This is a genomic window from Paracoccus lutimaris, assembly GCF_003337565.1.
Taxonomy (GTDB): domain Bacteria; phylum Pseudomonadota; class Alphaproteobacteria; order Rhodobacterales; family Rhodobacteraceae; genus Paracoccus; species Paracoccus lutimaris.
Map to the genome: position 1 here is coordinate 47,514 of NZ_QPJL01000002.1, position 25,370 is coordinate 72,883.

General features: G+C 66.3%; 28 protein-coding genes. 11 read left to right on the forward strand and 17 right to left on the reverse strand.

The window, feature by feature from the left end:
• The first annotated feature begins 52 nt into the window (after positions 1-52).
• Positions 53-814 (forward strand): hypothetical protein, encoded by a 762-nt coding sequence (locus DFP89_RS02740; protein WP_114347861.1) that lies wholly within the window; start codon positions 53-55, stop codon positions 812-814.
• Here DFP89_RS02740 and der read toward each other — a convergent pair.
• The 12 genes from der to DFP89_RS02800 all read right to left on the reverse strand — a co-directional run bounded on the left by der (position 811) and on the right by DFP89_RS02800 (position 12,727).
• Positions 811-2,283, reverse strand: coding sequence for a ribosome biogenesis GTPase Der (der, locus tag DFP89_RS02745; protein ID WP_114347862.1), 1,473 nt, complete (start codon positions 2,281-2,283; stop codon positions 811-813). The genes DFP89_RS02740 and der overlap by 4 nt on opposite strands.
• Positions 2,280-3,602 (reverse strand): PQQ-binding-like beta-propeller repeat protein, encoded by a 1,323-nt coding sequence (locus DFP89_RS02750; protein WP_114347863.1) that lies wholly within the window; start codon positions 3,600-3,602, stop codon positions 2,280-2,282. Before DFP89_RS02750 ends, der begins: the two co-directional genes overlap by 4 nt.
• A 72-nt stretch (positions 3,603-3,674) precedes the next feature.
• On the reverse strand, positions 3,675-4,370 hold the full coding sequence (locus tag DFP89_RS02755) for a hypothetical protein (RefSeq protein WP_114347864.1): 696 nt from the start codon (positions 4,368-4,370) through the stop codon (positions 3,675-3,677).
• Between the two features lie 40 nt (positions 4,371-4,410).
• A complete protein-coding gene (gene rarD / locus DFP89_RS02760; protein WP_114347865.1) occupies positions 4,411-5,316 on the reverse strand; it encodes an EamA family transporter RarD in 906 nt (301 codons plus the stop codon).
• A 186-nt stretch (positions 5,317-5,502) separates the two neighbouring features.
• Entirely contained in the window at positions 5,503-6,102 is a 600-nt protein-coding gene (locus DFP89_RS02765; RefSeq protein WP_114347866.1) for a superoxide dismutase, read from the reverse strand.
• 78 nt (positions 6,103-6,180) lie between these two features.
• Positions 6,181-6,660 (reverse strand): hypothetical protein, encoded by a 480-nt coding sequence (locus DFP89_RS02770; RefSeq protein ID WP_114347867.1) that lies wholly within the window; start codon positions 6,658-6,660, stop codon positions 6,181-6,183.
• Between the two features lie 77 nt (positions 6,661-6,737).
• Entirely contained in the window at positions 6,738-7,256 is a 519-nt protein-coding gene (locus tag DFP89_RS02775; RefSeq protein ID WP_114347868.1) for a sarcosine oxidase subunit gamma, read from the reverse strand.
• Positions 7,249-10,179, reverse strand: a complete 2,931-nt coding sequence (locus DFP89_RS02780; RefSeq protein WP_114347869.1) for a sarcosine oxidase subunit alpha family protein — start codon at positions 10,177-10,179, stop codon at positions 7,249-7,251. The genes DFP89_RS02775 and DFP89_RS02780 overlap by 8 nt, the downstream gene beginning before the upstream one ends.
• Entirely contained in the window at positions 10,176-10,532 is a 357-nt protein-coding gene (locus DFP89_RS02785; protein ID WP_114347870.1) for a sarcosine oxidase subunit delta, read from the reverse strand. Before DFP89_RS02785 ends, DFP89_RS02780 begins: the two co-directional genes overlap by 4 nt.
• A gap of 4 nt (positions 10,533-10,536) precedes the next feature.
• The gene (locus DFP89_RS02790) at positions 10,537-10,869 is read right to left on the reverse strand and encodes a TfoX/Sxy family protein (RefSeq protein WP_114347871.1); all 333 of its coding nucleotides are present in this window, start codon (positions 10,867-10,869) and stop codon (positions 10,537-10,539) included.
• Between the two features lie 93 nt (positions 10,870-10,962).
• Positions 10,963-11,295 (reverse strand): hypothetical protein, encoded by a 333-nt coding sequence (locus DFP89_RS02795; protein ID WP_114347872.1) that lies wholly within the window; start codon positions 11,293-11,295, stop codon positions 10,963-10,965.
• Between the two features lie 157 nt (positions 11,296-11,452).
• Complete coding sequence (locus DFP89_RS02800) at positions 11,453-12,727, reverse strand: sarcosine oxidase subunit beta family protein (protein WP_114347873.1); 1,275 nt, start codon at positions 12,725-12,727, stop codon at positions 11,453-11,455.
• Positions 12,728-12,933: 206 nt separating this feature from the next.
• Between DFP89_RS02800 and ccmI the strand changes: the two genes are divergently transcribed.
• From ccmI to DFP89_RS02815, 3 genes are read left to right on the forward strand one after another with little or no spacing between them, the layout of a single operon-like run.
• Entirely contained in the window at positions 12,934-14,196 is a 1,263-nt protein-coding gene (gene ccmI, locus DFP89_RS02805; protein WP_114347874.1) for a c-type cytochrome biogenesis protein CcmI, read from the forward strand.
• Positions 14,193-14,660: a Holliday junction resolvase RuvX gene (gene ruvX, locus DFP89_RS02810; RefSeq protein ID WP_114347875.1), complete on the forward strand. Its 468-nt coding sequence runs from the start codon at positions 14,193-14,195 to the stop codon at positions 14,658-14,660. The genes ccmI and ruvX overlap by 4 nt, the downstream gene beginning before the upstream one ends.
• On the forward strand, positions 14,657-14,857 hold the full coding sequence (locus DFP89_RS02815) for a DUF1289 domain-containing protein (RefSeq protein ID WP_114347876.1): 201 nt from the start codon (positions 14,657-14,659) through the stop codon (positions 14,855-14,857). The genes ruvX and DFP89_RS02815 overlap by 4 nt, the downstream gene beginning before the upstream one ends.
• Here the strand turns inward: DFP89_RS02815 and DFP89_RS02820 are convergent.
• Genes DFP89_RS02820 through DFP89_RS02830 form a run of 3 tightly spaced genes read right to left on the reverse strand, consistent with a single transcriptional unit; the run spans position 14,848 to position 17,335 of the window.
• Positions 14,848-15,201, reverse strand: a complete 354-nt coding sequence (locus tag DFP89_RS02820) for a hypothetical protein (protein ID WP_114347877.1) — start codon at positions 15,199-15,201, stop codon at positions 14,848-14,850. The two genes, DFP89_RS02815 and DFP89_RS02820, sit on opposite strands and share 10 nt — an antisense overlap.
• Positions 15,198-16,127 (reverse strand): DnaJ C-terminal domain-containing protein, encoded by a 930-nt coding sequence (locus DFP89_RS02825; protein ID WP_114347878.1) that lies wholly within the window; start codon positions 16,125-16,127, stop codon positions 15,198-15,200. Before DFP89_RS02825 ends, DFP89_RS02820 begins: the two co-directional genes overlap by 4 nt.
• A gap of 14 nt (positions 16,128-16,141) precedes the next feature.
• The gene (locus DFP89_RS02830; protein WP_114347879.1) at positions 16,142-17,335 is read right to left on the reverse strand and encodes an ROK family transcriptional regulator; all 1,194 of its coding nucleotides are present in this window, start codon (positions 17,333-17,335) and stop codon (positions 16,142-16,144) included.
• A gap of 117 nt (positions 17,336-17,452) precedes the next feature.
• Between DFP89_RS02830 and DFP89_RS02835 the strand changes: the two genes are divergently transcribed.
• The 3 genes from DFP89_RS02835 to DFP89_RS02845 all read left to right on the forward strand — a co-directional run bounded on the left by DFP89_RS02835 (position 17,453) and on the right by DFP89_RS02845 (position 20,444).
• Positions 17,453-18,475, forward strand: a complete 1,023-nt coding sequence (locus DFP89_RS02835) for a sugar ABC transporter substrate-binding protein (RefSeq protein WP_114347880.1) — start codon at positions 17,453-17,455, stop codon at positions 18,473-18,475.
• A 116-nt stretch (positions 18,476-18,591) separates the two neighbouring features.
• Complete coding sequence (locus DFP89_RS02840; protein ID WP_114347881.1) at positions 18,592-19,665, forward strand: ABC transporter permease; 1,074 nt, start codon at positions 18,592-18,594, stop codon at positions 19,663-19,665.
• Positions 19,662-20,444 (forward strand): ATP-binding cassette domain-containing protein, encoded by a 783-nt coding sequence (locus DFP89_RS02845; RefSeq protein WP_114347882.1) that lies wholly within the window; start codon positions 19,662-19,664, stop codon positions 20,442-20,444. The genes DFP89_RS02840 and DFP89_RS02845 overlap by 4 nt, the downstream gene beginning before the upstream one ends.
• A gap of 101 nt (positions 20,445-20,545) precedes the next feature.
• On the opposite strand, the gene mog is transcribed toward DFP89_RS02845, so the two are convergent.
• Positions 20,546-21,088 (reverse strand): molybdopterin adenylyltransferase, encoded by a 543-nt coding sequence (gene mog, locus DFP89_RS02850; protein WP_114347883.1) that lies wholly within the window; start codon positions 21,086-21,088, stop codon positions 20,546-20,548.
• Entirely contained in the window at positions 21,085-22,314 is a 1,230-nt protein-coding gene (locus DFP89_RS02855; RefSeq protein ID WP_114347884.1) for an argininosuccinate synthase, read from the reverse strand. Before DFP89_RS02855 ends, mog begins: the two co-directional genes overlap by 4 nt.
• A 105-nt stretch (positions 22,315-22,419) precedes the next feature.
• Here DFP89_RS02855 and DFP89_RS02860 point away from each other — a divergent pair, with 105 nt between their 5' ends.
• From DFP89_RS02860 to ilvA, 4 genes are all read left to right on the forward strand, one after another.
• Positions 22,420-23,172: a hypothetical protein gene (locus tag DFP89_RS02860; protein WP_114347885.1), complete on the forward strand. Its 753-nt coding sequence runs from the start codon at positions 22,420-22,422 to the stop codon at positions 23,170-23,172.
• A gap of 69 nt (positions 23,173-23,241) precedes the next feature.
• A complete protein-coding gene (locus DFP89_RS02865; RefSeq protein WP_114347886.1) occupies positions 23,242-23,487 on the forward strand; it encodes a hypothetical protein in 246 nt (81 codons plus the stop codon).
• A 10-nt stretch (positions 23,488-23,497) separates the two neighbouring features.
• Complete coding sequence (locus DFP89_RS02870; protein WP_114347887.1) at positions 23,498-24,088, forward strand: hypothetical protein; 591 nt, start codon at positions 23,498-23,500, stop codon at positions 24,086-24,088.
• Between the two features lie 38 nt (positions 24,089-24,126).
• Positions 24,127-25,365 carry a threonine ammonia-lyase IlvA gene (gene ilvA / locus DFP89_RS02875; RefSeq protein ID WP_114347888.1) on the forward strand — a complete coding sequence of 413 codons (1,239 nt, stop codon included), beginning with the start codon at positions 24,127-24,129 and terminating at the stop codon, positions 25,363-25,365.
• The last annotated feature ends 5 nt before the right edge of the window (positions 25,366-25,370 follow it).

The window sequence follows — 25,370 nt, forward strand, 5'->3', positions numbered from 1 at the left end:
CCGATGACGCGAAAATGGGAAACCCGGCACCCGTGCCGGGCGTTTCCCGCCTATGACGCGCACCGGCACATCTTTGCTGATCCTTGCCACGCTGGGGTTCATCGCCAGTTCGTTGGGCTTTGCGCTGCATATGGATGCGGGGTCGGTCGGATCGTCGGCCGAGGGCATGGCGCGGATGCTGGCCTCGCCCCGGTATTTCGCGGCCGAGCCGGAGCGGATCGATCTGTCGGCGCTGTTTCTGCATCCACAGGGCATCGGCATGAAGACGCTGCTGGTGATGACCTGGGCGGCACTGGCCTATCACGCGCTGCGCAACGCGCTTTCCCCCGCCCCGGCCGGAGCGGGAAGTCAGGCACCGCTGATCGGGGCTTTGGCGCTTGGCGCGGTCTGGCCATGGCTGGTGCCCACCGCGCCGATCCTTAGCTTTCTGTTGGCGGGGCTGACGCTGGTGGGGCTGATCAGCGCGGCGATGCAGGAACAACAGCATCAGGGGCATCAGATCGAGCGCAGCTCGGCCCTTGGCTTTGCCGCGGGCTGGGGGCTGCTGGTCTGGCTGTCGATGCTGGCGGCACTGTTGCAGACACCGCTGGGTCTGTCGCAGGACGCCGCCGCCGTCATCGCCATCCTGATCGGCTCGATTGCCGCCGTCAGACTGCAATTGCGGCTGGGCCGCAGGATCGGCTTCAGCGTGGCACTGATCTGGGGGCTGATCGGGATCGCCGCCGGCACGGTCACCACGGACGCGACCATCGCCACGGTGACGGTGCTGGCCATCGCCATCATCGCCGTGGCCCTGGTGCGGGTGACGACCTAGGCGCTTTTCGGCTTTTGCCGGACCTTGTGCTTGGACAGCGCCCCGGACTGATTGATCTTGTTGGCCTTATCCTTGTAGGGGTTCTTGGTCCCCTGATCGCGGAAGGTCAGCCGGATCGGCGTGCCGGGCATGTCGAAATCGACCCGCAGGCCATTGACCAGATAACGCGCATAGCTGTCGGGCAGCTTGTCGGTATGCGTGGCCATCACCACGAAGGCCGGGGGCCGGGTCTTGACCTGCGTCATATAGCGCAGCCGGATGCGGCGGCCACCGGGCGCGGGCGGCGGATGCGCCTCGGTCATGGCGCCCAGCCACTGGTTCAGCCGCGCGGTCGAGACGCGGCGGTTCCAGACCTCATGCGCCTTGAGGATGGCATTGTGCAGCCGGTCCAGCCCCTTGCCGGTCTTGGCCGAAACCGTAACCAGAGGCGCGCCCTTGAGCTGCGGCAGCAGGCGCTCGAACGCCTCGCGCAGCTCATTGAGCTTATGCGCCTTGTCCTCCTCGAGGTCCCATTTGTTCGCGGCGACGACCACGGCGCGGCCCTCGGTCTCGGCGAAATCGGCGATGCGCAGGTCCTGCTGTTCGAACGGGATATCCACGTCCAGCAGCACGACCACCACCTCGGCGAAACGCACGGCGCGCAAGCCGTCGGCGACCGACAGCTTTTCCACCTTGTCGGTCACCCGCGCCCGTTTGCGCATCCCCGCCGTATCGAAGATGCGGACCGGCGTGCCCATGAAATCGGTCGTCACGCTGATCGAATCGCGGGTGATGCCGGCCTCGGGGCCGGTCAGCAGCCGGTCCTCGCCCAGGATCTTGTTGATCAGCGTGGACTTTCCGGCATTCGGACGGCCGATCACCGCGATCTGCAGGGGTTTCGCGGCCGAGGGGCGCCAATCCTCGGCATCCTCGTCGTCGTCATCGCTGACAGTGACATCGGTTTCCGGGGCCTGCTGGATGTTCTGGGCCTCGAATTCCTCGGCCAAAGGCAGCAGGACGCGGTAAAGATCGTCCATCCCCTCGCCATGCTCGGCCGAGATGCGCAGGGGCTCGCCCAGACCCAAGGCATAGGCCTCAAGCGCGCCCGCCTCGCCGGCGCGGCCCTCGGCCTTGTTGGCGGCCAGAATGACATGCTTGGCGCGCTTGCGCAGGATATCGGCGAAATATTCGTCCGCCGAGGTCACACCGACGCGCGCGTCGATGACGAACAGGCAAACGTCCGCCTCGTCCACGGCGCGTTCGGTCAGGCGGCGCATCCGGCCTTGCAGGCTGTCGTCTTCGGCGATTTCCAGACCGGCGCTGTCGACGACGATGAAGCGCAGATCGCCCAGACGGCCCTGCCCTTCGCGCAGGTCACGGGTGACGCCGGGCTGGTCATCGACCAGCGCCAGCCGCTTGCCGACCAGACGGTTGAACAGCGTGGACTTGCCGACATTCGGGCGTCCGACAATGGCGAGGGTAAAGCTCATCTGAAGGCAATCAGCTGGCCGTCATGGCTGACGACGTAAAGGGTCTGTCCGGCGATGGCGGGCGCGGCAGCAGCACCGCCCGGGATATCGGCCTGACCGATCAGCGCCCCCGAGGACGGATCGAACACCCGCAGATAGCCGTCGGACGAGGCAACATAAAGTTTGGTCCCGGCCAGAACCGGCCCGTAATGGTTCCAGACCTTGCTTTGCTTGCGCACCTTTTGTTCGGTGAAATAGGGCAGCTTCTGCGCCCAGACCCGGGCGCCATTGCTGGCGTCAAGACGGATCAACTGCGCCTGATCGTTGACCAGGAACAACGAGTTTCCGGCTGCCAGAACCGGGCTTGAGGCGCCTTCGCGCGACGACCATTTCATCGTTCCGGTCGCCAGATCAAAGGCCGCGGTCCGGCCCGAGCTGGTGCCGGCATAGACGGTGTCGCCGGCAATGACCGGATCGCCGGTCATGTCGCGAAACAGCGCGATGGCGCGGCCGATCCGCGCGCCGGCGACATCGGCGCTCCAGCTCTGCGCGCCGGTCGTGGTGTCGGCGGCCAGCAACTGGCCGGTCGCCATCGGGAACACCACGGTCGAGCCGGACACGGCGGGCGCGGTGACGCCGGACACCCCGGCCATGGCGTCATTGCCGAAGACGCGCCACAGCACCTTGCCGTCATTGGCGCGCACCGCCCAGCCGGCGGCATCGCGGCCGACGACATAGACGACGCCATTGGCGACCGTCGGCGCACCGCCCAGCGGGGCATCGACCTTTTGCCGCCATGCGACGCCGCCGGTGCGCGCATCCAGCGCCACCAGCTCGCCATAGCCGGTGGTGGCAAAGACGCGGTTGCCCTCAAACGCCAGACCGCCGCCCGAGGCGCTTTCGCCGCGTTCGGTCGACGGGCGCAGGTCCGCGCTCCAGACCCGGCCGCCGCCGGTCGTGGTGCCGGTGACGGTGGCGCCGCTATCCATGGCGAAGACCATGCCCGCCGCCACGATCGGGTCGGCGGTGATGCGGTGGCGGCGATCCGAGGCCGCGCCGATATCGACGGCAAAGATCCGCGAGGTGCCGGCGCCGATCGCCATGTTCCCCGAGGCATGGGCCGCGCTGCCGGCACGCTGCGGCCAATCGGCATTGCCGCGCACCGGCGGCAGCGACAGCGCCGCATTCGAGGTGACGATACCGCCTTCGGCAGCCGGACCATCGGCGGACAGCACCGCGCGCGGGTCCAGCCTTTCGCCTTGCAGGATCTCCTCGCGCTGAATGCAGCCTGAAAGGGCCGTGAGGCCCGCCAAAGCGGCGATCAGGGGCAACCTCGTCATCGCTCTCTCCATCTTAGCGCGGCGGGGCCGGCTGGTCAGCATACTGGTCAATCACCGGCGGGGCCGGCATGATTAGTTCACCGGCGGGGCCGGCATGGGTTGCGGGCCGGGGCCCTTGTTCGGCTCGGCCTCGGCGCCAAGCGTGATCATCATCTCGGAGAGGCGGCGGCGCAAGGCCTCGGACAGCCCGTCCTTTTGCTGGATCTGGCCGATCAGGGTGATCGCGTCCTCGTTCCGGCCGGCGCCGATCAGCGCCACGGCCTTTTGTTCCAGCGCCAGCAGCTCAAAGGGCGCGCCGGGCTTGGACAGATCGGCCAGGATGGTGTCGCGCTCGGCCGCGTCCATGGCGGCGCCAGAAACCATCACCGCCTTGAGCAGCGCAAGATCATGCAGGACCGGATCGGTGGCGACGGCAGCCGCCGTGGCCTTGAGCCGGTCGGCAGCCGCCACAGCCGCGCCGGCCTCGGCCTCGGCCCCGGCGGCGAGCATCTCGGAGAGCGCCTTGCGCCCGACCGAGCCGTCGGGATCGACGGCGCTCAGCGCCGTGACCGGATCGTCGCCCTGCTGGGCGGCCAGAATCGCATCGCCCCAGGCCTGCGCCCGCGCCTCGTCCCGGGTCTTGGCATATTCGCGCCATGCCGCCCCGCCGACGATGGCGAGGATCAGCAGGATGGCGATCCAGCCATAGCGACGGAATGCGTTGAACAGCCGGTCGCGGCGCAGATCCTCGGTGACCTCGTCGATAAAGCTGTCGTTCTGATTGGCCATGTCGCCCCCGGATGTCTTTGGCGCTGTTCTATACGGGGTTTCACCCGTTTGCCAATGGCGCCGCGCGCCGGGCCTGCCGGATGCTGGCCGCCGTATAGATCGCGATGGCCGTCCAGATCATCGCGAAGGCGATCATGTGCCAGCGCGTCACCGCCTCGCCAAAGACCGCGACGGCGCAGAGAAACTGCAGCGTCGGGTTCAGATAGAACATCAGCCCCATGGTCGTCATCTCGACCCGGCGGGCGGCATAGCTGAACAGAACCAGCGGAACTGCGGTGATGACGCCCGAGAAAACCAGCAGGAAGGTCAGCCCCGCGCCGCCCCCGAAGCTGAGCGGGGCCGTGCCGGGCAGGACCCCGGCGCCCTGCAGAATCAGCCAGATCAGCGCCAGGGGGGTCAGCAGCGCGACCTCGGCCGCGACCGAAAGGACCGGGCCCAGCGGCAGGGATTTCTTGACCACGCCGTAAAGCCCCATGGTGGTCGCCAGGGCAAGGCTGATCCAGGGCGCGACGCCCAGGCCCCAGGTCAGCAGCATGACCGCCGCCATCGCCAGCAGCACCGCCAGCCCCTGCACGCGGCTGAGCCTTTCGCGAAAGACAATAACGCCCAGAAGCACGGCAATCAGCGGATAGATGTAATAACCCAACGAGCTTTGCACGACATGGCCGGCCTGCACCGCCCAGATGAACACCCCCCAATTGGCCGAAACAAGCAATGCCGCCAGCGCGATGCGCCCCGCCCAAGGCCCGGTGATCGCCTGCCAAAGCGCGCCCAGCCGGCGCTGATAGCCAAGGATGATGAGAAACAGCGCCAAGGACCAGATGGTGCGATGGGCCAGCACCTCAAGAACCGGGACGCCCCCCAGCGCGTGATAAAAGATCGGCGACAGGCCCCAGGTCACGCAGACCGTGATCATCGCCCAGAAGCCCTTGGTCCAATCGCTCATGCCGGTCCCCGTTTTTCTGCAAGGGATGGGGCGGATTGCGGGCAAGGGCAAGGGGGCTCTGCCCCCACGCAGCTGCGGCCCCTTGATGGGGCCGCAGCTGCGTTCCCCCGGGATATTTCGGCATGAAAGAAAACGAAAAAGGCCCGCGCGGGTGGCGGGCCCTTCGGGTCGGTGTCTTGCCGGGGATCAGAGGCGCGAGGCCACGTTTTCCCAGTTCACCAGATTGTTCAGGAAGTTTTCCAGATATTTCGGCCGCGCATTGCGGAAGTCGATGTAATAGCTGTGTTCCCACACATCGCAGCCCAAGAGTGCGGTCTGGCCAAAGCAAAGCGGGTTCACGCCGTTTTCGGTCTTGGTGATCTTGAGGCTGCCGTCCTTGTCCTTGACGAGCCATGCCCAGCCTGAGCCGAACTGGCCGACGCCCGCGGCCGAGAAATCGGCCTTGAACTTGTCGACCGAGCCGAAGGATTCGGCCAGTGCCTTTTCCAGCGCACCGGGGATGGCGCCGGATTTCGGGCCCATCATTTCCCAGAACTGCGAGTGGTTCCAGTGCTGGCTGGCGTTGTTGAAGATGCCGTTCTGTGCCACGGCGCCCGACTGGTAGGTGCCGGTGACGATGTCCTCAAGGCTCTTGCCGTCCCATTCGGTGCCGGCGACGAGTTCGTTGAGCTTGTCGACATAGGCCTTGTGGTGCTTGTCGTGGTGATATTCCAGCGTCTCTTTCGACATGCCGGCGCCCGCAAGCGCATCATGGGCATAGGGAAGATCAGGAAGCGTGAAGGCCATTTGCGGTTTCCTTTTCCAGCGGTTTCGGATTGGTTTTCTGGCACAGGACCAGCCGGGGGGAAAGCCCCTGTCGGCGGCTCAACGCCTTGGAGGGCGTGCGGGTTCCGGGGCAGTTGGCCCGGGCGAGGCGCAGACGCCGCTGCCGGTCATGGTGTTGTCATAGCCCTGTGCGACCGCGCTGAGCCGCGCGCGGCCATCGGCCTTGTCCACGGTCAGGCGGTAATCCAGCCGATCGGTCCGCTGGCCATTGGCATTGCGCACCCCGGCCAAGGCCCAGCCATAGCTGCGGCTTTTGCCGTTATCGGCGGTGATCTGCGCCTGGATCGGGTGGCGGACAAGAGTTTTCAGCACCGGGTCGAAGACCTCGATCCGGCCGATATTCGGCCCCGAGGTCTGGCGCGTCAGCATCAGGAAATCAGGCACCCAGCCGGTGCCGCTTTCGTCGATCATCTGGCACATCATCACCACCGGGCGCGAATCCGTGGGGGCGGGCTGCGCAAAGAGCGGCACGGCAAGGAATGCCGTCAGCATGGCGGCGGGAACTGGGGCAAGGTGCATGGGATCAACTCTTGGTTCTACGCCAAGACATAGGCGCGTCCCGCCCCGCCGCAAGGCCTTGCCCTTGCCAGGGGGGTTCAGCGCGGCTCTAGCCCGGTGCCGGGCATGGCCGCGCCCGTCAGGATGCCCTGCAGATAATCCGCGATCGAACGGAAGCCGATCAGCACATAGCCGTCACCCTCGCGCCAGATGCCGCAGGCGGCCTGCGCGGCACGGGTGCGGCGCAAGGCGTCCACAGGCATCGCCGCAAGATCGGTGGGGCAAAGCTTCATCAGCACGTGCAGCGCGCCCACCCCCTGAATGCGAAAGGCCACGCGCATGTCACTGACATCCAAAGCCAGCGCATGTTCGGTTGAAAGCGCATCGTTCAGCGCCGCCAGCGTATCGGCCAATTCCGCACGGGGCAGGACCAGCAGCAGCTCATCAGGTGACATCCAGCCAAGGCGGCGCGTGCCATCGCTCACCGTCATTCCCTGTGCGGGAATGGCCAGCCCCGCCGCCCCGGCGATGGCATCGCCCGCGCGCGCCAGATCGGCGCGGATCTGGATCATGCCAAGGTCATGGACCTGCGAGATATTCGCCAATGCCTCAGCCATTCGCGCGGCTCCCTTCCTTGTCGTAAAAGACCGGATCGACGATCCGCGCCTTGTAGCTTTCCTGCCCCTCGACGGGGAATTCCAGCACCTCGCCCATGCGTTCGGGTCCGTGCAGCACCAGCGCCATGGCGATCGGCGCGTTCAGCGTCGGCGACATATAGGTCGAGGTGACGCGCCCCTGCGTGCGGCGCTGGCGGTTGGCGTTGACCCCATCGGCCACGGCCAGCGCGCCATCGGGCAGCACCCGCCCGTCAAGGCTTTCAAGGCCCACCAGCTTCCAGCGGTCGGGGTCGGTCATATGGCTGCGCTCTTGCGCACGCTTGCCCAGATAGTCGGGCTTTTTCTTTGAAATCGCCCAGCCAAGGCCCAGATCTTGCGGGATCACCGTGCCGTCGGTTTCATCGCCGATCATGATGAAGCCCTTTTCGGCACGCATGACATGCATCGCCTCGGTGCCATAGGGCGTGATGCCCAGATCGGCGCCGGCGGCGTGCAGCTTTTCCCAAAGCTCAAGGCCGCGATTCGCCGGCACCGCCACCTCGAAGCTGAGCTCGCCCGAGAAGCTGATGCGATAGACGCGGGCGGGAATGCCGGCGATTTCACCCGTCACCCAGCCCATGAAGGGCAGCGCCTCGGGCGAGACATCCATGCCGCCCAGCCGCTCCAGCAGCTCGCGCGCCTTGGGGCCGACCACGGCGACCTGCGCCCATTGTTCGGTGACATTGGCGGTATAGACCTTCCAGTCCCACCATTCGGTCTGCAGCCAGTCCTCGAAATGGCCATGCATGCGGTCGGCGCCGCCGGTGGTGGTATGCACAAGCCAGGTGTCCTCGGACAGGCGCGCGGCGACACCATCGTCGATCAGGAAGCCGTTTTCGTTGCAGATCAGGCCATAGCGGCACTTGCCGACCGGCAGGCTGGACATCATGCCGGTATACATCATGTCGAGGAAGCGGCCCGCATCCGGCCCCTTGACGATGATCTTGCCAAGGGTCGAGGCATCCAGCGTCCCCACCCCGGCCCGCACGGCGCGGATCTCGCGCGCGACCGCGTCGGCATGGCTTTCGCCGGATTTCGGATAGCAATAGGCGCGGCGCCAATGGCCGACCGGCTCCCAATAGGCGCCCCGCGCCTCGTGCCAGCCATGCATCGGCGTCTTGCGCAAGGGCTGGAACAGATCGCCCCGCGCCTCGGCGGCGATGGTGCCAAAGGTCAGCGGCGTATAGGGCGGGCGGAAGGTCGTCGTGCCGGTCGCCGGGATCGGCTGGTTCAGCGCCCCAGACAGCACGGCAAGCCCGTTGATATTGCTGACCTTGCCCTGATCGGTCGCCATGCCCAGCGTGGTATAGCGCTTGGTGTGCTCGACGCTCTGGTAACCCTCTTGCGCGGCCAGTTCGACATCCGAGACCTTCACGTCGTTCTGGAAATCCAGCCACATCTTGAACTTCATCTTGCGGGTCGCATGGGCGGGCATGACCCAGACCGGCATGGTCGCCGATTCCGGGGCCGCGCCGGTCGCGGCCGCCACCAGCAGATCACCCGAGGCCGCGCCCGTGCAGCTTGCCATCGCCTTGCCATCGGCGCCGGTCGGCGGGCGGTTCGGGTCGGGGGCGAAGAAGCTCTCGGTCTCGCTCCAGTTCAGCTTGCCGCCGCAATGGGACCACAGATGCACGACCGGCGACCAGCCGCCCGACATGGCGACGCAATCGGCGGCGATTTCCTCGGTCACCTCGCCCGAGCCGGATTGCGCGCAGATCTTGACGCCCTCGACGCTCTGCCCGCCCTTGACGCCGGCGATGGCGCTGCCCGTCAGGACGCGGATGCCGCGCGCGCGGGCGGCCTCGGGCAGGGCGCCCGCCGCATTGGCGCGGGCGTCGATGATGACGGGAACCGACAGCCCCGTATCCAGCGCCGCCAGCGCGGTGCGGTAAGCGTCGTCGTTATTCGTCACCACGACGATGCTGCGGCCGGCTGCGACACCGTAATCGGCGATATAGTCGCGCACGGCCGAGGCCAGCATCACGCCGGGCACGTCATTGCCGGCAAAGCTCAGCGGGCGTTCCAGCGCGCCGGTCGCCACCACGACATGGCCCGCCCGGATGCGCCACAGCCGCTGGCGCGGAATGCCGGCATTGGGGTCGTGATCGGCCAGCGCCTCGCGCGCCAGCAGATAGCCATGGTCGTAAAGCCCGGTCGCCATGGTATTGCGGCGCAGCGTGACATTGGGCAGGGCGCGCAGCTCGGCCAGAGCCGCGTCGATGCGCGCCAGCCCGTCGGCGTGATCGGCAGGCGTGCGGCCGCCCCAGTTCGGGGTCTGCTCGAGCACCCAGACGGATTTGCCGGCCCGCCCGGCCTCCAGCGCCGCGCTCAGGCCCGCGATGCCGCCGCCGACGACGACCAGATCCACATGGGCGTAAGCCTGTTCATACTTGTCCGGGTCGGCCTCGGTCGGGGCCTTGCCGAGACCGGCCGAGCGGCGGATGATCGGCTCGAACACATGTTTCCAGAAGCCGCGCGGATACATGAAGGTCTTGTAGTAGAAGCCCGCCGGAAAGAAGCGGTAAAGCCAGTTGTTCACCGCACCGACATCCGCCGTCAGGCTGGGCCAGCAGTTCTGGGCCGAGGTCACCATCCCCGCCACCAAAGGCGTCGTGGTGGCGCGCTGGTTCGGCTCGAACCGGCCGCCCTGACCAAGCCCCAGCAGGGCATTGGGTTCCTCGACCCCGCAAGAGATCGGGCCGCGCGGGCGGTGATACTTAAAGCTGCGCCCCATCAGCATCTGGCCATTGGCCAGCAGCGCCGAGGCCAGCGTATCGCCGACCAGCCCGCGCAGGTGCCGGCCGTCAAAGCGGAACGGAAGCTGATAGGCGCGGTCGATCAGGCGGCCGCCGGCGGGCAGGCGGAAGGGTCCGGTCTGGGTCATGCTTTCGGGCTTTCGTCAGAGGCGTTTTGGGGCCAGTCGGGCTGCCAGCCCGGACGCGCGGCCTGAATGGCGGCGACGACCTCGGCGGGCGGATGGGAATTCTGCGCCTTGTAGGTGGCAAAGACCTGCAGGGTCGCAGTGTCGCGCGCGGCCAGAAACCACTTGCCGCAGCCATAGGCATGGCGCCAGCGCTCGAAATGCACGCCCTTGGGGTTCTTGCGGGCGAACAGATAGGCCTCGAATTCGGCGTCAGTCGAGCCGGGTCCATAGCGTTTCAGATGCGCCTCGCCGCCCGGGGCCAGTTCGGTTTCCTCGGCCTTGATGCCGCAATAGGGGCAGGTCAGGGTCAGCATTCGGTCACTCCTTCGGCGGCAGGTCGCGCACGCAGTCCAGCGCCCAGCCGGTCAGGCGGGCGCGCGTGGCGTCATCGGAAAGCTGGTCGTCATGCAGCCAGACATAGCCCGGCTTCGCCCGCCCGCCATGGGTCATGGGCGAGGTGCCCGGCAGGGCCAGCGCATCGTCATTGCGGGGTTTGCCCACGCGATACATGGCGCGGCCCTGACGGGCGGCGCAGATCATGTTGCCATGGGACAGGAAACACAGGCCGCCGAACATCGGCTTTTCGGACAGTCCAGGCAGATCACCCAGATCGTCGCGCATGACCTCTTCCAGACCGGGATCGCGGGTCATGGCCGCACCCCCGTCCGGGCAAGAGCCGAGGGGCGGGACGCCCCCCGGACCATTTGCATATGGGGACCGGCGAAAGCCGGCCCGGTCGCAGCCTTAGTTGGTGGCCGGAGCGGCAGGCGCGGTGCCAGCGGGCGCGGCGTCAGCCGGGGCGGCATCGGCCGGAGCAGCCGGAGCAGCGTCAGCCGGGGCGGCATCGGCAGGGGCCGTCGCGGCCGGAGCGGTCTCAGCCGCCGGAGCAGCGGGCTCGACGCTGACAGCGCCTGCGGTCGAATCGGCCGGCGCCGGCGCGGTTGCGGCGGGCGCGGCGTCGGGTGCAGGTGCCTCGTCGGGTGCGGTGCCCGAGGACACGAACCAGTAGACGATGGCAAGCACGACGACGACGGCGCCGATGATGAGCCCGAGATTGCTCTTGTTCTGTTCGGCCATGAAGAAAACTCCTTGGTCATGGTGACACTCTCGATCAATTCACAACCAGCGAAAGAGTTTCCTCGCCCATGCAGAAATCTCGCTGCTGCATGTGCGAAATGGGCGGGAAGCGGCCCAAAAATCACAGTTCGCAGCAGGTTCCCGCCCGGATGCCACATCAGTGCGCCACCCCCGCGGCGACGCTTTCGTCGATGAAACGCCCCTCGATAAAGCGGTTCAGGCCGAAATCGGCGGCCAGCGGGCCGGGCTGGCCCTTGGCCACCAGTTCCGCCATCGCCCAGCCCGAGCCGGGGATCGCCTTGAAGCCGCCGGTGCCCCAGCCGCAATTGACGAAGATATTGCCCACCGGCGTCGAGGACAGGATGGGCGAGCGGTCGCCGGTCATGTCGACGATGCCGCCCCATTGCCGCAGCATCTTCAACCGCGACAGCATGGGGAAGGTCTCGATCAGGGCGCGGACGGTTTCCTCGACATGGTGCCACGACCCGCGCTGGGTGTAGTTGTTGAAGCCGTCGGTGCCGCCGCCGATCACCATCTCGCCCTTGTCGGATTGCGACAGATAGCCGTGGACGGTGTTGGCCATGATGACCAGATCGCAGCAGGGCTTGATCGGCTCGCTGACCAGCGCCTGCAAGGCCAGCGATTCGATGGGCAGCCGGAATCCCGCCATCTCGGCCAGCACGGAACTGTGACCGGCGGCGACCAGCGCCAGCTTGTCGCATTCGATCCGGCCCTTGCCGGTATTCACCGCGACGACCTTGCCGCCGGCGGTCTCGATCCCCGTGACCTCGCAATTCTGGATGATGTCCATGCCCATGGCGCTGCAGGCCCGCGCATAGCCCCAGGCCACGGCATCGTGGCGCGCGGTGCCGCCGCGCTCCTGATAAAGCCCGCCCAGAACCGGATAGCGCGGCCCGTCGATATTGATAATCGGCAGCATGTCCTTGATGCGCTTGGGGCTGACCCATTCGGTCGCCACGCCCTGCAACTGGTTGGCGATGACGGTCCGGCGATAGCCGCGCACCTCGTGTTCGGTCTGCGCCAGCATCAGAAGCCCGCGCGGGCTGAACATGATGTTGTAGTTCAGGTCCTGGGACAGGTTCTCGTAAAGCTTCAGCGCCTTGTCATAGATCGCCGCCGAGGGGTCCTGCAGGTAATTGCTGCGGATGATGGTGGTGTTGCGCCCGGTATTGCCGCCGCCCAGCCAGCCCTTTTCGATCACCGCGACATCGGTGATGCCGAAATTCCGGCCCAGATAATAGGCGGTCGCCAGACCATGCCCGCCAGCGCCGACGATGATGACCTGATATTTCTTCTTCGGCGTCGGGCTGGTCCATGCGCGTTTCCAGCCGGTATGCAGGCGCATCGCCTCACGCGCGATGGCAAAGACGGAATAACGGCCGGTGCCGGTGCTGGGGGAAGGGGCGGACATGGCGAAACCTCTTGCGACTCGGGCCCTTGCAGAGTGAAGCGCCCACGCCCTTGGGACAAGACGCGCATGCGACGCGGCCATGGTCTGATTGCGTCACAAGCGGGCGCATATCTCCCGCATCGCCCTCGTCCATTTGTCGCAGGGGTTTGACTTTTTATATGCGGCCAAAACCGTTATCACACCCGCGGACGCAATCGGGGAATGTGATGTTCTGGATCATCTGCGCGGCCCTGGCCGGGGTCGTCGCCATCGCCATCGCGGCGCCGCTTTTGCGGCGTCAGCGCGCCGGCGCCGAGCCTGCCGCCGCCTTCGACCTGCGGGTCTATCGCGACCAGCTGCGCGAGGTCGAGCGCGACCTTGAGCGCGGCGTGATCGATCCTGCAGACGCGGAACGCCTGCGGGTCGAGATCGGCCGCAAGGTGCTGGCCGCCGACCGCGCGCTGGAACGCGAGACCAGCGCCCGGCGCGCCCCCGGCGGCATCATTGCCATTGCCGTGCTGCTGGTGCTGATCGGCGGGGCGATCGCGCTTTATGTCGATATGGGCGCGCCCGAACGCAGCGATGAGCCGATCACGCGGCGCATCGCCAATGCGCAGGCGATCTATGACCAGCGTCCGACCCAGGCCGAGGCCGAGACCGTCGCCCCGAAACCCAAGCCGCCGGAAAACGATCCCGAATATGACCAGTATGTGGCGCTGGTGGACAAACTGCGCGCCGCCGTGGCCCAGAATCCCGACGATCCGCGCGGGCTGGAGCTGCTGGCCCAGCACGAGCGGGGCTTAGGCAACTTCGTCGCCGCGAAAGAGGCGCAGGCCCGGCTGATCAGGATCCGCGGCGATCAGGCCAGCGAACAGGACTGGAGCCGGCTGACCGATCTGACCGTCGAGGCCGCCGGCGGCCTGATCACCGCCGAGGGCGAGAATGCCGTTGCCCGCACGCTGGCGCTGAACCCGCACAGCCCGCAGGCGCGCTATTACGCCGGGCTCTTGCAGATCCAGAGCGGCCGCCCCGACCGCGCCTTTCCGCTTTGGGCCGAATTGCTCGAGGAGGGCCCGCCCGACGCGCCATGGCTGCAACCGATCCGCTATATCATCAGCGATCTGGCATGGTTCGCGGGCAACCCCGACTATACCCCGCCCGAAGCGGCGGGCGCGGCGAATGGCGCGATGGCCACCCCCGGCATGCCCGCCCTGCCCGGTCCGGACGCGGATGCCATGGCGGCGGCGGGCGAAATGACGCCCGAGGCACGCCAGCAGATGATCGACGGCATGGTCAAGGGGCTTGAGGACCGGCTGGCCACGCAGGGCGGATCGCCCGAGGAATGGGCGCGGCTGATCGGCGCGCTGGCGGTCAAGGGCGACGCGGCCCATGCGCAGGAAATCCTGACCGAGGCGCGCAGCAAGTTCGCCGCCGACCCCAAGGCATTGGCGGTGATCGACGGCGCCGCCGGACAGGCGGGCCTGCAATGATCTGCGCCGCGATCGAGGATTTCGCCACCGCTCTGCCCCGCGCCGGCGCCATCGCCGGGCTGGATTTGGGCACCAAGACCATCGGCGTCGCGGTCAGCGACGGGCTGCGCGGCGTCGCCTCGCCGCTGACGGTGATCCGGCGCACCAAATTCACCGCGGATGCCGAGGCGCTGCTGAAGATCGTCGCCGACCGGGCGCTGGTCGGGCTGGTCCTTGGCCTGCCGCGCAACATGGACGGCAGCGAGGGGCCGCGCGCGCAATCGACCCGCGCCTTTGCCCGCAATCTGGAACGCCTGACGCCCTTGCCGATCAGCTTCTGGGACGAGCGCCTGTCCACCGTCGCCGCCGAACGCGCGCTGCTTGAGGGGGACACCTCGCGCAAGCGCCGCGCCGAGGTCATTGATCAGGTCGCGGCGGGCTATATCCTGCAGGGCGCGCTGGACCGGCTGCGTTTCATCGGATGACCGAGGCCGGTTCCGCCGCCAGCCCCTGCATCGGCACCTGCCGGATCGAGCCGGCCAGCCGGCTTTGCGCCGGCTGCCTGCGCAATCTGGATGAAATCGCGCAATGGCGCAGCATGACCACGGCCGAGCGGCAGGCGGTCAACGCCGCCTTGCCCGCCCGCAAACTGGCCGCCCGCAGATTGTCGGCTCAGTCCTGACGGACGCCGATCCGCACTTCGCGGATCACGGTCTTCAGTCGGATGCGGGTCTCGGCCGGTTCGCGCGCCACCGCGTCCAGCATGGCCCGCATGTCGCCGCGCAGCCCGTGCAGCTGATCGACCAGCGACATGACCAGTCCCAGCGCCTCTTCATCAAGGTGATAGCCCTCGGTCAGATCGACCACGAGGCTCAGCCGGGCCAGGTCCAGCTCCCGAAACAGCGGCCCGGTCGAGGACTGCACCGGAACGACGACGCCGGCCCGGATATAGCGTTGCAGCTGGTCGGCATCCAGGTCCTCGACCACCGAGAGCGTCTCGGTCAGGGTGTAATGGCGCTGGGTCATTTTCCCCTCCTCGGATCATAGGCGTGGTTCTGACGCCATTGTTCCATGAATCTTGCCAGATCGTCGTCGATATTCGGCGGCATGACAATCTTGAGCACGGCATGCTGATCACCGCGCTGGCCATCCGTGCCCTTGATGCCGCGCCCCTTCAGCCGCAGCTTCTGGCCCGAGCTGGCACCGCGCGGAATGCTCAGCATGACTGGGCCGTCGATGGTCGGCGTCTCGACCTTGCCGCCCAGCACCGCCTGGTCGATGGTGATCGGCAGGGTGATTTCCAGATCGTTGCCGTCGCGCCGCCAATCGGGATCGTCCGCCACGATCAGGGTCAGCAGCGCATCGCCCGGCTCGCCGTCGCCATAACCCATGCCGCCCTTGCCACGCAGGCGGATGACCTGCTCGTCATGGGCGCCCTCGGGGATCTTGACCTCAAGGATGGCGCCGTCGGGCATGGTGATCCGGGTCGAGCCGCCCCGCGCGGCGGTCATGAAATCGATCTCCAGCGTGAAGCGCTGGTCGGGGCCGCGCATGTCGAAGCTGCGGGCACCGCGACGACCGCCGCCGCCCATGCCCCCGCCCATGCCGCCGCCGCGCTGGCCGAACAGGTCCGAAAACACCCCGGACAGATCGTCAAAGCCCTGTTCCTGACGGTAAGGGTTGTCGCCGGCCTCGGCATATTCGCGGTAATAATGGCGCTGCGGGCGTTCCTGTCCCGAGGCGTCGATCTCGCCCTTGTCAAAGCGCGCTTTCTGTTCGGGGTCTTTCAGCAGATCATAGGCCGCCGAGGCCGCCTTGAAGCGTTCATGCGCCGCCGGGTCCGGGTTCAGGTCGGGGTGATCGGTCTTGGCGATCTTGCGATAGGCCTTCTTGATCTCGTCCGCGCTGGCGCTTTTGGCCAGTCCCAAAGCCTTGTATGGATCATCGGCCATCGCCGGTCTTCCTTTCAACTTGCGCCGCGCGAATGCATGGGCGTTTCGCGCGGGTCATGGCCGCCCCGCACGGGCCGGGGGGCCGAGAATGTGCCGCCGGGCAGAAACTCTTCGTCCAGCGGCAGGGCGGCGGCCCCCAGCGCGCGGGCGCGGCGGCCCAATGTGCCGGCGCGCAGGACGGGAAGCGTGATGCCATGATGGCGCGTCGCAGCCATTTTCACCGCCATCGTCGCGACCAGTGCGTCGCGCAGGGCGGGCGGCATGGCGCCGTCGATCACCACCAGCGGCAGGTCCAGAACGGCCACCGCTCCCAGCGCCGCATGGGACAGCACGGTCGCGGATTTGTCCAGCCACTCTTGCAGGATCGCGGGCGACAGATCCCATGCCGAATCGTCCAGCGGCAGCGGCCGTCCCAGAGCTGATTCGAGGACCGAGACCGAGGCTACGTCCAGCACCTGTCGCCCGTCCGGCACCGGATATGATCCCAGCGCGCCGGCATTCCTTGTCGGTCCGTGGCGCAGCCGCCCGTCCAGCACCACCCCGCCGCCGGCAAAATGGGCGATGTAGAAATACAGGAAATTCTCGGGCAGCTCGGCCGTGCCGAAGATCATCTCGGCGCCGCAGGCGCAGGAGCCGTCATTTTCCAGCCAGACCGGCATGGCCAGCCGCTCGGACAGTTCCAGCCGCAGGTCGCGACCGCGCCAGGGCTCCATCTCATGGCCCCAGTCCCACAGGTAGTAGGGCGTCGCCATGCCCATGCCCGACAGCCGGGCGCGCTGTTCGTCGGTCAGCCCGGCAAGGATCTCGGCGGTCGCCGCCACGGTGAAATCACGGGTGCGGTCGGGGTCGGGAAAGGGATAGGGCTGGGACCGCATCTGTCTGATCTGGCCCAGAAAATCGACCAGAACCAGTTCCGCCATCCGCCGTCCGACCTTCAGGCCCAGAAACAGCGCCCCGTCCGGCGCCAGGGCCAGCGGCCGCAGCGGCTGGCCGACCTTGCCGCGCTGGCGCTCGCCCCCCGCATCCAGAAGCCCGGCGGCGATCAGCTCGCGGGTGATGTTGGTGACGGCCTGCGCCGACAGACCCGTGGCCTGCGCAAGCGCGGCGCGCGGCATCGGACCGTTGCGGCGAATCAGCCACAGGATCAGGCGCTCGTTCTGGCTGCGGGCGCCTTGCGGCGTCCACGCAACAGACGTGGTGCTGGACATGGTGAGTCCTCCTCTGCCTATATAAATCAACTAAATTGATTTATTGACAAGCCCCTCTTTCTTGTGCAGCCTTTAGGGCACGAGGCGGCGGTGAACCCCGCCCAGAGGAGGAAAATCATGACCAAGACGAAACTGCTGCGCGCGGCGCTGGCGGGGACTGCCCTGAGCCTTGTCGCCGGAATGGCCCAGGCCGAGGGCACCGCCTGCCTGATCACCAAGACCGACACCAACCCGTTTTTCGTCAAGATGAAGGAGGGCGCCGAGGCCAAGGCCAAGGAGCTGGGGATCGAGCTGAAGGCCTATGCCGGCAAGATCGACGGCGACCATGAAGGCCAGGTCGCGGCGGTCGAGGCCTGCATCGCCGATGGTGCCAAGGGTATCCTGATCACCGCATCCGACACCAAGGCGATCGTCGATGCGGTCAAGGCCGCGCGCGATGCGGGCGTTCTGGTGATCGCGCTGGACACGCCTCTGGACCCGATCGACGCCGCCGATGCGACCTTCGCCACCGACAATTTCAAGGCCGGCGAGCTGATCGGCCAATGGGCCAAGGCAACGATGGGCGACGGCGCCGCGACCGCCAAGATCGCCCTGCTGGACCTGTCCATCGCCCAGCCCTCGGTTGACGTGCTGCGCGACCAGGGCTTCCTGCAGGGCTTTGGCGTCGAACTGGGCGACCCGGCGAAATGGGGCGACGAGACCGATCCGCGCATCGTCGGCCATGAGGTCACCTCGGGCAACGAAGAAGGCGGGCTGAAAGCGATGGAGACGCTGCTGGCCAAGGACCCCGAAATCAACATGGTCTACACGATCAACGAACCCTCGGCCGCCGGCGCCTATGAGGCGCTGAAGGCCGTGGGCCGCGAAAAGGACGTGCTGATCGTGTCGGTCGATGGCGGCTGCCCGGGCGTGGGCAATGTCAAGGACGGCATCATCGGCGCCACCTCGCAGCAATACCCGCTGGACATGGCCTCCAAGGGCATCGAGGCCATCGCCGCCTTTGCCAAGGACGGCACCAAGCCGGCGCCGACCGAGGGCAAGGCGTTCGTCGATACCGGCGTCGCGCTGGTCACCGACAAGCCGGCCGAGGGCGTCGAGTCGATCGACACCGCCAAGGGCACCGAGCTGTGCTGGGGCTGAGCCCCGCCTGACCGGTTCCTGAGAAGACAAACGAGTCACCGGGGGCGGAAGACATATTCCGCCCCTTTCATGCCGCGGCGTCCCTGGTGGCGCCCCGCAATGGAGGAGCACCACCCATGTCATCCGATGCGAAGGCAGCCACCAGCTACGAGGAAGGCCTAAAGGGCGCCTCGGAATCGGTTGCCGAATTCAAGGAAAAGAAATCCGCGTTGGCCCGGCTGCAGCATTGGCTGCACATGACGCCCTCGGCGGTGCCGATGATCGTGCTGATCGCAGCCGTCATCATCTTTGGTTTGTTGTCGCCGAATTTCTTCAAGGCGATGACCATTTCCACGATCCTGCAACAGATCGCCATTGTCGGCATTCTGGGCTGCGCGCAGTCGCTGGTGGTGCTGACCGCCGGGATCGACCTGTCTGTGGGCGCCATCGCCGTGTTTTCCTCGGTGCTGATGGGGCAGTTCACGTTCCGCTATGGCATTCCGGCGCCGATCTCGATCCTGCTGGGGCTGGCTTTGGGCACCGCCATGGGTTTCGCCAATGGCTGGCTGGTCGCCAAGGTCAAGCTGCCGCCCTTTATCGTCACGCTGGGCACCTGGCAGATCATTCTGGCCGCGAACTATATCTATTCCGCCAATGAAACCATCCGCTCCTCCGAGATCGCCGAGGTCGCGCCCGCGCTGCAATTCTGGGGCAATTCGATCCAGCCGGGCGGGGTCAAGGTGCTTTACGCGGTGTTCTTGCTGATCGCCATGGTCGCGGTCCTGTCCTATGTGCTGCGCCAGACCGCGTGGGGACGCCATGTCTATGCCGTGGGCGACGACCCGGATGCGGCGGAACTGGCGGGCGTGCAGACCAAGCGCGTGCTGATCCAGGTCTATGCGCTGGCCGGGCTGTTCTGTGCCATTGCCGGCTGGGTGATGATCGGGCGCTTCGGCTCGGTCTCGCCCTCGGCCTCGACGGGGCAGCTTGGCAATATCCAGTCCATCACTGCCGTGGTGATCGGGGGGATCTCATTGTTCGGCGGGCGCGGCAGTATCGTCGGCATGTTCTTTGGCGCGCTGATCGTCGGCGTCTTCGAGATGGGCCTGAAGATGGTCGGCACCGACCCGCAATGGACCTTCTTCCTTATCGGCCTGCTCATCATCCTCGCCGTGGCGGTGGACCAGTGGATCAGAAAGGCATCGGCATGACCCAGGAACCTCTTTTGAAGGCCCGCGGCCTCTACAAGCGCTATGGCAAGGTGACCGCGCTGAACAATTGCGATTTCGACCTGATGCCGGGCGAGATCCTCGCGGTAATCGGCGACAATGGCGCCGGCAAGTCCAGCCTGATCAAGGCACTGTCCGGCGCGGTCCAGCCCGATGAGGGCGAGATCACGCTGGAGGGCAAGCAGGTGCATTTCGCAAGCCCGCTGGAGGCGCGCGGCCATGGCATCGAATGCGTCTATCAGACGCTGGCCATGTCCCCGGCCCTGTCGATTGCCGACAACATGTTCATGGGCCGCGAGCTGCGCAAACCCGGGATCATGGGCAGCCTGTTCCGGCAGCTTGACCGCCCGGCGATGGAGAAGTTCGCCCGTGAAAAGCTGACCGAGCTGGGGTTGATGACCATCCAGAACATCAACCAGGCGGTGGAGACCCTGTCGGGCGGTCAGCGTCAGGGGGTGGCGGTGGCACGCGCCGCGGCCTTCGGCTCCAAGGTGGTGATTCTGGACGAGCCGACCGCCGCGCTTGGCGTCAAGGAAAGCCGCCGGGTGCTGGAGCTGATCCGCGACGTGCGTTCGCGCGGCATTCCGATCATCCTGATCAGCCACAACATGCCGCATGTCTTCGAGGTGGCGGACCGTATCCATATCCACCGTCTGGGCAGCCGGCTTTGTGTCATCAAGCCGGGCGACTATTCGATGTCGGATGCGGTGGCCTTCATGACCGGGGCCAAGGTGCCCGATGAGGTGGCGGAGGCAGCCTAGGCTTTCGCGTGGGAAGGGGGGCGCTGCCCCCCGGCCTGCGGCCTCCCCCCGGGATATTTGGACATGAAAGAATGGGGCCGGCGCCGTTGGGGGCCGGCTTTCTATTTCGCCTTGGGGCGGAAGGCGGTGATGCGGGCGGGGTCGGTCTCGATCCGGGCGGCGCCGATCAGGTCGAGGCAATAGGGCACCGCTGCGAATACCGCGTCGAGGCAGGTGGCGATCGCCGAGGGCTTGCCGGGGATGGTGATCATCAGCGTCTGGCCGCGGATGCCCGCCGTCTGGCGCGACAGGATCGCGGTGGGCACCTCGCGCAGGCTGGCGCGGCGCATTTCCTCGCCAAAGCCGGGCAGTTCCTTTTCCATGACATCGGCCATCGCCTCGGGCGTCAGGTCGCGGGGCGCGGGGCCGGTGCCGCCGGTGATCAGGGTCAGGTCGGCGCCTTCGGTATCGCAAAGCGCGCGCAGGGTTTCGGCGATCGTCTCGCGGCCATCGGGGATAATCTTGCGGGTGATCCGCATGGGCGAGGTGATGGTCGCGCGCAGCCAGTCCTCGGCCCCCGGGCCGCCCTTGTCCTCGTAGATGCCGGCGGCCGCACGGTCGCTGACGGTCACGATGGCAATATGGGCGGCCCGGGCGCTGGTCATTTCGCGACGCGGGCGTTGCGGGTTGCGATCAGTTTCAGGCGCAGCGCGTTCAGGCGGATGAAGCCTGCCGCGTCCTTCTGGTCATAGGCGCCGGCGTCCTCTTCAAAGGTCACATGCTTTTCGCTGTAAAGCGAATGATCCGACCAGCGGCCCACACAGCTTGCGTTGCCCTTGTAAAGCTTGAGCCGCACGGTGCCGGTGACATGTTCCTGCGACTTGTCGATCAGGGCCTGCAGCATCTCGCGCTCGGGGGAATACCAGAAGCCGTTATAGATCAGCTCGGCATAGCGCGGCATGATCGAGTCCTTGAGGTGGCCCGCGCCCGCGTCCAGCGTGATCTGTTCGATGCCGCGATGGGCCTCGAGCAGGATGGTGCCGCCGGGGGTTTCATAGATGCCGCGCGACTTCATGCCGACAAAGCGGTTCTCGACGAAGTCCAGACGGCCGATGCCGTGCTTGCGGCCATATTCATTGAGATCGGTCAGGATGGTGGCGGGCGACAGGTTGACGCCATTGATCGCCACCGCATCGCCTTTTTCAAAGGTGATCTCGATATATTCCGGCGCATCGGGCGCATCCTCGGGCGAGACGGTGCGCTGATAGACGTAATCCGGCGCCTCATCGGCGGGGTTCTCCAGCGCCTTACCCTCGGACGAGGTGTGCAGCAGGTTCGCATCGACGCTGAAGGGCGCCTCGCCGCGCTTGTCCTTGGCGATCGGGATCTGGTTCGCCTCGGCGAATTCAATCAGCTTGGTGCGCGAGGTCAGATCCCATTCCCGCCAGGGCGCAATCACCCGGATCGAGGGGTCCAGCGCATAGGCCGAAAGCTCGAACCGGACCTGATCGTTGCCCTTGCCGGTGGCGCCATGGGCCACGGCATCGGCGCCGTGCTGATGCGCGATCTCGACAAGATGCTTGGAAATCAGCGGGCGCGCGATCGAGGTGCCCAGGAGATACAGCCCCTCATAGACGGCATTGGCGCGGAACATCGGGAAGACGAAATCGCGCACGAATTCCTCGCGCACATCGACGATATGGATGTTTTCGGGCTTGATCCCCAGCAGTTCCGCCTTGGCGCGCGCAGGCTCCAGTTCCTCGCCCTGCCCCAGATCGGCGGTGAAGGTGATGACCTCGCAGCCATATTCGGTCTGCAGCCATTTCAGGATGATCGAGGTGTCCAGTCCCCCGGAATAGGCAAGGACGACTTTCTTCGGCGCATCGGTCATGCGGATATCCCCCTGTGGATTTGCCGCAGGGATAGGGCCATTCGCGCCTTGTCACAAGGGGCGCGGCCGCGATAATCACTCAGGTTTCACAAGGGATAGCCGTTCATGATCGCCGCAAGAATTCTTGGTTCCGCGTTTCGCAATATCTTTGCCGATTTCGGGCAGACGATCCGCATTTTCGCCTTGCCGGCGCTGATTCTGGCCCTGATCGCGGGCTTGGCCATCTGGATCCTTATATCCGAGCCCGCGCTACACGAGGGGCTGGTCATCCTGCCCTTCGGCCTCGGGGCGATCATTTGCGCCTTGTGGCCGGCGGTCAATTTCCACCGCCATGTGCTAATGGGCGAGCGCTTCGGCTGGGTGCCCCGGATCCATTGGCGCGAGTTGCTGGGCTATGGGCTGATGATGATTCCACTGGGGCTGGCTGTGCTTCTTGCCAGCTATGCCGTCCTGTTCGTCATCGGCCTGTTTCTGAACGCGATGCCGCTGGCAGAGGACCCGCTGATCGCCGTCCTGTTGGCATCGCTGGTGCTCTCGACCCTCACCTTGACGGTCGGATTGCGGCTTTTCAGCCTGTTGCCGGCACTTGCCATCGGCGAGACCCTGCGCGGCTATTCCCGCGCCGGACAGGGCAGCCTTGCCACGATCCTGCTGATCGCGCTGGCACTCGGCCTTGTCGGATCGGGCTATGGCATTTTGCAGATCGCGCTGGCGCCCCATCTGATCTGGGCGCTGGCGCCGGGGCCGCTTGCCGCACTCTATGCGATGCAACTGCTGGTGAACCTGCTTTCCGCCATCTTCGGCATCAGCCTGCTGACCGCGCTTTACGCAACCTATGTCCAGCGCCCCGCAGCCTGATCAGGCGACCCTTTTGCCTCTTTCCGATCAAGATCACGCAACAGGCTTTGACGCGCTCACGAGGTCCCGATGCAGGCCGACATAACAATCACCGCCATGGGAGTGATCCGCGAGGCGCTGACCCAGATCGCCCGAAACCGCCGATGGCTCCTGCCGATCATGGGGGTGATCTGGCTGCTGCAACTGCCCTCGTTCTTCAGCGCCGAGAATTTCATCCCGCAGGACGCGATGGAACTGATGGGCCTGCCGCCCGGTGCGGCCAGCCTCATCCCCGCCGTCATCGTCATGCTGTCCGTCTATATCGGCACGGCATGATCGGCACGGCATGATCGGCACGGCATGGAGCGCGGTCGGCTGGCACCGGCTGACGCTGATGGACGAAAGACCCGCGCAAGCCCTGCCGCGCTGGCACACGCAGCCGATCCTTGGCTATTTCGTGGTCTCGATGTTTTTGCCGCTGCTGACCTGGGGGCTGCCGGCACTGGCGGTCCTGCCCGTGCTGGCCCTGCTGAGGGCGCTGGATGCGCCCATGATCCTGACCGAGATCGCCGCCCTGCCTGCGGGGGTCATGGCGATCTGGCTGTCGCTGCGCCTGTCGCCGGTGCAGGTCAGCCGCGCCGTCCAGAACCCGGTCCATATCGCCGAGGCGTTCCGCCGGACGGCCCGTATGTCCCGCCCGCTCTGGGGTGTCGCCCTGCTGGGCGGCCTGTTCCTGGGGGCGCTTATCAAGTCGCAGATGCTGGTCACACCGCTGCTGACCGATGCCGAGGGATATTACCTCAGCGATACCGTCATGTTCCTTGATGGCACCTTTCTCTGGGCCACGTTTATCCTGTTCTTTCTGGTCACGATCTCGATCTTCAACACCATCTATCGGCATATGGCCCCCGATACCGAGCCAGCCGAAAACCGGTAACACTTGCCAATCGGCGATTTTCGCGCCATTCGCGAAACATGGAAAACTTTGCCGCCTCTGTTCGCCAGGCAGAGGTCGCGCTGCGCGACCTCTTCGAGCCGACCCCGCTTCAGAAGAACGACCACCTTTCGGCGAAATACGGCGCCGAGATCTGGCTCAAACGCGAAGACCTGACACCGGTGCGCAGCTACAAGCTGCGCGGCGCCTTCAACGCCATGCGCAAGATCGCGGGCGGGGCGCAGGGGCATTTCGTCTGCGCCAGCGCCGGCAACCACGCGCAAGGCATGGCCTATGCCTGCCGCCATTTCGGCGCCAAGGGCACGATCTTCATGCCAGTGACCACGCCCCGGCAAAAGATCGACAAGACCCGCATCTTTGGCGGCGATGCCATCGAGATCGTGCTGACCGGCGATTATTTCGACCAGACGCTGGCGGCGGCGCAGGAATTCGCCCGTGCGCAGGGCGCGACCTTCCTGTCGCCCTTTGACGATGCCGACATCATCGAGGGACAGGCGACAGTCGGTTCGGAAATGCTGGACCAACTGGACGGGCCGCCCGATCTGGTGGTGATGCCGGTCGGCGGCGGCGGGCTTGCGGCGGGCATCACCCGCCTGCTGGCCGAGCTTTCCCCGGCGACCCGCATGGCCTTTGCCGAGCCCGAGGGCGGCGCCAGCCTGCGCGAGGCACTGCAGACCGGTGCCCCGGTCACGCTGCCGCATGTCGACAATTTCGTCGATGGTGCCGCCGTGGCCCGGATCGGCGCCCTGCCCTTTGCCGCCCTGAGCCGCTTTGATCCCGCGCAGGTCTATCTGGCCCCCGAGGACCGCATCTGCGCCACCATGCTCGAGATGCTCAATATCGAGGGCATCGTGCTGGAACCGGCCGGCGCGCTGGCTGTCGATGTGCTCAAGGACATGCCCGATCTGGCCGGCAAGCGTGTGGTCTGCATCTGCTCGGGCGGGAATTTCGACTTCGAACGCCTGCCCGAGGTCAAGGAACGCGCGCAGCGCTTCGCCGGCCTCAAGCGTTACTTCATCCTGCGCATGCCGCAACGTCCCGGCGCGCTGCGCGAATTCCTGCAATTGCTGGGCCCCGACGACGATATCGCGCGGTTTGAATATCTCAAGAAATCGGCACGCAACTTCGGCTCGATCCTGATCGGGATCGAGACGGTGGCGCCCGAAAACCTTGACCAGATCTGCGAGCGGCTCGAGGCCAATGGCATCGGCTATCGCGACATCACCCGCGACCCGGTTCTGGCCGAATTCCTGATCTGAGGCGC

Excerpts from the sequence above, each read along its gene's own strand:
- DFP89_RS02740 (WP_114347861.1), top strand. The coding sequence starts at position 53 with ATGACGCGCACCGGCACATCTTTGCTGATCCTTGCCACGCTGGGGTTC.
- der (WP_114347862.1), bottom strand. The coding sequence starts at position 2,283 with ATGAGCTTTACCCTCGCCATTGTCGGACGCCCGAATGTCGGCAAGTCC.
- DFP89_RS02750 (WP_114347863.1), bottom strand. The coding sequence starts at position 3,602 with ATGACGAGGTTGCCCCTGATCGCCGCTTTGGCGGGCCTCACGGCCCTT.
- DFP89_RS02755 (WP_114347864.1), bottom strand. The coding sequence starts at position 4,370 with ATGGCCAATCAGAACGACAGCTTTATCGACGAGGTCACCGAGGATCTG.
- rarD (WP_114347865.1), bottom strand. The coding sequence starts at position 5,316 with ATGAGCGATTGGACCAAGGGCTTCTGGGCGATGATCACGGTCTGCGTG.
- DFP89_RS02765 (WP_114347866.1), bottom strand. The coding sequence starts at position 6,102 with ATGGCCTTCACGCTTCCTGATCTTCCCTATGCCCATGATGCGCTTGCG.
- DFP89_RS02770 (WP_114347867.1), bottom strand. The coding sequence starts at position 6,660 with ATGCACCTTGCCCCAGTTCCCGCCGCCATGCTGACGGCATTCCTTGCC.
- DFP89_RS02775 (WP_114347868.1), bottom strand. The coding sequence starts at position 7,256 with ATGGCTGAGGCATTGGCGAATATCTCGCAGGTCCATGACCTTGGCATG.
- DFP89_RS02780 (WP_114347869.1), bottom strand. The coding sequence starts at position 10,179 with ATGACCCAGACCGGACCCTTCCGCCTGCCCGCCGGCGGCCGCCTGATC.
- DFP89_RS02785 (WP_114347870.1), bottom strand. The coding sequence starts at position 10,532 with ATGCTGACCCTGACCTGCCCCTATTGCGGCATCAAGGCCGAGGAAACC.
- DFP89_RS02790 (WP_114347871.1), bottom strand. The coding sequence starts at position 10,869 with ATGACCCGCGATCCCGGTCTGGAAGAGGTCATGCGCGACGATCTGGGT.
- DFP89_RS02795 (WP_114347872.1), bottom strand. The coding sequence starts at position 11,295 with ATGGCCGAACAGAACAAGAGCAATCTCGGGCTCATCATCGGCGCCGTC.
- DFP89_RS02800 (WP_114347873.1), bottom strand. The coding sequence starts at position 12,727 with ATGTCCGCCCCTTCCCCCAGCACCGGCACCGGCCGTTATTCCGTCTTT.
- ccmI (WP_114347874.1), top strand. The coding sequence starts at position 12,934 with ATGTTCTGGATCATCTGCGCGGCCCTGGCCGGGGTCGTCGCCATCGCC.
- ruvX (WP_114347875.1), top strand. The coding sequence starts at position 14,193 with ATGATCTGCGCCGCGATCGAGGATTTCGCCACCGCTCTGCCCCGCGCC.
- DFP89_RS02815 (WP_114347876.1), top strand. The coding sequence starts at position 14,657 with ATGACCGAGGCCGGTTCCGCCGCCAGCCCCTGCATCGGCACCTGCCGG.
- DFP89_RS02820 (WP_114347877.1), bottom strand. The coding sequence starts at position 15,201 with ATGACCCAGCGCCATTACACCCTGACCGAGACGCTCTCGGTGGTCGAG.
- DFP89_RS02825 (WP_114347878.1), bottom strand. The coding sequence starts at position 16,127 with ATGGCCGATGATCCATACAAGGCTTTGGGACTGGCCAAAAGCGCCAGC.
- DFP89_RS02830 (WP_114347879.1), bottom strand. The coding sequence starts at position 17,335 with ATGTCCAGCACCACGTCTGTTGCGTGGACGCCGCAAGGCGCCCGCAGC.
- DFP89_RS02835 (WP_114347880.1), top strand. The coding sequence starts at position 17,453 with ATGACCAAGACGAAACTGCTGCGCGCGGCGCTGGCGGGGACTGCCCTG.
- DFP89_RS02840 (WP_114347881.1), top strand. The coding sequence starts at position 18,592 with ATGTCATCCGATGCGAAGGCAGCCACCAGCTACGAGGAAGGCCTAAAG.
- DFP89_RS02845 (WP_114347882.1), top strand. The coding sequence starts at position 19,662 with ATGACCCAGGAACCTCTTTTGAAGGCCCGCGGCCTCTACAAGCGCTAT.
- mog (WP_114347883.1), bottom strand. The coding sequence starts at position 21,088 with ATGACCAGCGCCCGGGCCGCCCATATTGCCATCGTGACCGTCAGCGAC.
- DFP89_RS02855 (WP_114347884.1), bottom strand. The coding sequence starts at position 22,314 with ATGACCGATGCGCCGAAGAAAGTCGTCCTTGCCTATTCCGGGGGACTG.
- DFP89_RS02860 (WP_114347885.1), top strand. The coding sequence starts at position 22,420 with ATGATCGCCGCAAGAATTCTTGGTTCCGCGTTTCGCAATATCTTTGCC.
- DFP89_RS02865 (WP_114347886.1), top strand. The coding sequence starts at position 23,242 with ATGCAGGCCGACATAACAATCACCGCCATGGGAGTGATCCGCGAGGCG.
- DFP89_RS02870 (WP_114347887.1), top strand. The coding sequence starts at position 23,498 with ATGATCGGCACGGCATGGAGCGCGGTCGGCTGGCACCGGCTGACGCTG.
- ilvA (WP_114347888.1), top strand. The coding sequence starts at position 24,127 with ATGGAAAACTTTGCCGCCTCTGTTCGCCAGGCAGAGGTCGCGCTGCGC.